This is a genomic window from Arthrobacter sp. H14, assembly GCF_000520495.1.
In the GTDB taxonomy this organism is placed as follows: Bacteria; Actinomycetota; Actinomycetes; order Actinomycetales; family Micrococcaceae; genus Arthrobacter_C.
On the sequence record NZ_KI914711.1, the window covers coordinates 1 to 3,854 of the forward strand.

Consider the following 3,854-nt stretch of genomic DNA (forward strand, 5'->3'; position numbering starts at 1 on the left):
GTGTCATAAGCAGGTGGGAGGTGGCCACCCCTGTCCACCCCCTGTCCACTAAGGGGGGTGGGCACCAAGTTCCTTGCAAATAAAGGGAAGGAGGCCCCTTACTTACTTCTGTCCACTATGTCCACCCTTATTAATACTCATACAGGTAAGACACCGGTATATAGTTCCCTCCGGTATTTCATCTATATATACCTCTTCCTTATATAGGGACCTGTTCCCCGCGTGGACAGGGTGGACAGTACCCTTTTTTGACCAACAATGTGCCTCTGACGTGGGACGATACCCCGGAAAAGTGTCACCCAGGGGGGGTGGACAGGGGTGGACAAAACACCCCAACAGGGTGGCCGCAACCCCAAAAACGACCAAAAAGAACCAAAACCGGGCCGCTCCGGAGTCCACACGAGGCGTTTGTGAGTGAAGAGAAAAACTGCCGAAGGAAGATTTCGGAGCGTTTTTGGACGCGAAAAAGCCCCGTCCATTCGAACGGGGCTTCATTTTTCGGCTCGGTCGGTTCCGGTTCAGGCGGCTTTTTGTTCCGCGAGGATGTTCTCGACGGCGCTTTCCCACCCGTCCCAGCTGTCCAAACATGGCTTATCGGTGATGTATCGGTTGTAGGACTGGCTGAAAAGCAGGTGCTCCCAGACCGGTTCCATGGCTCCGGTGATGACCGGTTTATCGTCGATCAGGACGTCTCCGAGGACGAGGGTTTTGTCGTTGGTGAGGATGGTTCGGTCGATCCAGCGGTGGCCCAGATGGGTCGAGACCGAGGCATGTTTTTCGGAGGCGCAGGTCGGGTTTTGGGATGCCGGAGTGGAGCAGAGGAAGACGCTGCAGCCTGCCTCCTCCATCTCCAGGAGGGCGTCCACGGCACCCGGAATGGGTTCCAGGCCCAAATACAGTCCCTCGCTGTTCATCGCCCTGTGGATGGTTTCCGTGTCTGCACCGTCGACGTAGAAGTAGTCGAAATGGTGCCGGTCCTCTTCGGCGACGACTGGAAAAGCCGGGTCGAGCTCGAGCAGTTTCCTGTTCAGGGCACTGCCCCAGTCGAAGAGGACACCGTCCATATCGACCAGGATGGTGGGCGCGGTTCGTTTCAGTTTCGTCATGGTCCCCATGTGTACGGTCATGGCGGGAACTACCCGGGAGACGCAAAGAGCCGGAACCCTCGATGGTGGTTCCGGCTCCTTGCAGGGTAGTGCGGTCAGGCTGCTGCGCTGTGTGCTGCCACCTGGTTTTCTGCGATGGCGTGGGCTGCCGCTGTGTCGGCCAACAGCGCCCATTTGGCTGCGTTGTCGTCCTGGGCCTCGTTCGGGTCTGATTCCATCTCCGGGTAGGAATCCGGATTGATGAGCTGCTCGTAGCCGTGTTCTGCAACGACCACGTACTCGGTGTCCGAGTAATGCTTCATCTCGGTGTGCACGGCGAAATGCATCAGCTCAAGGTACCTGGCGCGGCGCTCATCCGACAGGTTCGGGAGTGCGGCCTCAACCCCGGCGATGGCTTCCGTCCGGTCGGCCTGCGGCTCACCGGAAAGGTAGTAATCGCCGTAGGATTCGCGCAACAGGTCAGGTATGCCGGAGGCCGCGTTGGACTCGCGTACGTCAACGGTCAGCAGTTTCTGCAGCTCGTTGGCCAGCTCGCGGCCGCGGGCCTTCTCGAATGCGTAGTCGAAACCGGCGGCTGGCTGTTTGGCGGCCAAATTCAAGTTCGGCTCGTGGTGGGCGGTGGCGGCGAATTGACCGCCGGTGCTGACGCCCCGTGGGATGCGGTTGGTGATGATGGTCATCGGGTTCTCCTTACCTCTACTGCCCATGTGTGCGGCAGTGGCGGAGGGCGGCGACGTGAACAGGAGGATCTTCGAAGAGAGAGGGGCGGCAGTTCTCATAGGATCGATGGATGATGACATTCGAAGCACCCAGCGCCCTCGATCAGGCCGAACGGGCAGCCAACGCGGCATGGACTACCGCTCACTGGACCATTGGGCTGACTTTGGTGACCTTCCTGCTTTTCATAGGTGCGTTGTTTGCTGCCCGGTACGCCAAGAAGACGTGGGAGGCCACCCAGAAGCATCTTGCGGTCGCCGAGAATGAATTGGAACTTGCTAGGGCGGTCGATCGCCGCAGGGAAGCTTCGGGTATGACCGCGTGGCTGTCGAAGCCGGAAACAGCTATATCGGTCAACGTGAGGAACACGAATGTTGGGCCACTGTATGACTTGGTCCTGAGCGTTGATCTGTGGGAAATGTCTAATAACGGGAAACTGGTGAAGAGACCCATATTTGAGGATCGGCGCGGAACAGCAATGCCGCGCCCGGAGATCTCGCATCAAGTTGATGCCTCGCAATTGGTCGTGCTCCGTCGAGAAGTTTACGTCGGCTCCTCAGCAGACATACCTCTGCCCGTTCCTTCGGACCTGTGGCGTATTTGGGAGGGCGGCGAAAATATGGGTGGAATCGCTGTGGCGCTTACCTTTCGGGATTCCACCGGACTCTACTGGTCACGGGACGGCCGGGGAGTCCTCAAGGATTTGCCGTACCACCAGACGCTGAAGCTGACTGACCTGGCCTAACGGATTAGAGCCCGGCCAAGGCGGCTAGCGTGGTGAGCCCGTCCTGGCCCATGCCGACCAGCGCTCCTCCGACGCCGAAGATGGCGTAGAGGCCGAGGGGAACCAGCAGCATCCATTCACGGGCCGAGCCGGCGTTACCGAGGACGGGAACGGCCAGGTAGCCGTTGGGCTTCCACATCCAGTTGATGACCGGCAGCGCGGCGATGACCTTGGGCGGTTTGATCGTGAACGGCCAGACGAGGTTGCAGCCGCCGGTGGTCATCATGTCGCCGAGGATGTGGACGACTACTCCGACGCCCATGGCGATCGGGAACCAGAACTGCTCCTCGGGGGCGAACATGGCGATGAACGCTCCGACGACCAAACCGACAGCCCACGGGGATTTGCGCATCTGGTCCGGGATGATCTTCAACACTTTGGCTGCGAAGGCGACCAGCAGCACGGACATGATGCCGGCGCCGGGGTAGATGGTGCCGAGCAGCTCCGTGTCCATTGTCCAGAGACCGGCCAGGAAGGCCAGTGCGATGAACGCGATTATGCCGATGATTGAGTGGGTGCCGTGCCTGTGGCCACCGGAGACGGCTCCGACTCCGGCGCATATCGCATTCGAGAGCGGCGGCAGCGAGTGGGCGATGGTTGCGTTGTGGTGGTCCGCGTCCGGGATCAGTGCCGCACCTGCGGTCACCAGGGCTCCGCTGACGACACCTATGGGGCTCACGTCCAGCATGCCGAAGCCGAGGGTGACGGATTCGGGCAGGAAGGCGGCCTTCTCGGACAGTGCGGACAGGTTCACGTCGACCTGGGTGGTCAGTGCGACCCAGGCGGCTGCGCCGCAGGCTGCGTGGTGGGCTCCCATCATGGCGGCGGGGTCCTTTCAACATAAGGGGTGGTATGCCCTTTATGTGTGCGGCCCCGGCCGGACGGCTCACCGGTGGATTCAGGCAGGCATCGGGTACCCGGGATCCATGGGTGCGATTCGCTCATACATATCGGTGCTCCAGGCCGGGCCCGAGTAGATGTTGATCAGCTGGGCTTCGCCGGTCACCTCGACGACGAGGTCCTTGAGCCAGGCGGGGCAACGGCGGATGCTGTATTTGGGATTGGGGGAGGAGTTGTTGAATTCGTTGGACTGGATCATCCGCAGGAGGTCCTGCTTTGCTGACACGTGGATTTTGAGCTGGTCGAAGGGACCGCTGTCATCATCGGCAGAAATGTAAAGGATGGCCAGATCCGGTGCGAAGAATTCACCCGGGCGTGTGCGGTTTTCGATCAGTCCGGCGCCAGTG

Annotated in this window: 5 protein-coding genes; 1 reads left to right on the forward strand and 4 read right to left on the reverse strand. The window is 60.4% G+C overall.

The window, feature by feature from the left end; genetic code table 11:
* Positions 1-518 precede the first annotated feature (518 nt).
* Together Y707_RS29335 and Y707_RS0122070 are read right to left on the reverse strand one after the other, a co-directional pair.
* Positions 519-1,106, reverse strand: coding sequence for a 5' nucleotidase, NT5C type (locus tag Y707_RS29335; RefSeq protein ID WP_253905308.1), 588 nt, complete (start codon positions 1,104-1,106; stop codon positions 519-521).
* 95 nt (positions 1,107-1,201) lie between these two features.
* Positions 1,202-1,786 carry a hypothetical protein gene (locus Y707_RS0122070; protein WP_026536632.1) on the reverse strand — a complete coding sequence of 195 codons (585 nt, stop codon included), beginning with the start codon at positions 1,784-1,786 and terminating at the stop codon, positions 1,202-1,204.
* 110 nt (positions 1,787-1,896) lie between these two features.
* On the opposite strand from Y707_RS0122070, the gene Y707_RS0122075 reads away from it, so the two are divergent.
* Positions 1,897-2,568 (forward strand): hypothetical protein, encoded by a 672-nt coding sequence (locus Y707_RS0122075; RefSeq protein WP_026536633.1) that lies wholly within the window; start codon positions 1,897-1,899, stop codon positions 2,566-2,568.
* 4 nt (positions 2,569-2,572) lie between these two features.
* Here Y707_RS0122075 and Y707_RS0122080 read toward each other — a convergent pair whose 3' ends face one another.
* Both Y707_RS0122080 and Y707_RS28610 read right to left on the reverse strand, forming a co-directional pair.
* Complete coding sequence (locus Y707_RS0122080) at positions 2,573-3,427, reverse strand: metal-dependent hydrolase (protein WP_026536634.1); 855 nt, start codon at positions 3,425-3,427, stop codon at positions 2,573-2,575.
* 78 nt (positions 3,428-3,505) lie between these two features.
* Positions 3,506-3,854, reverse strand: a 349-nt coding sequence (locus tag Y707_RS28610) for a hypothetical protein (protein WP_035783295.1), incomplete at its 5' end; no start/stop codon positions are given.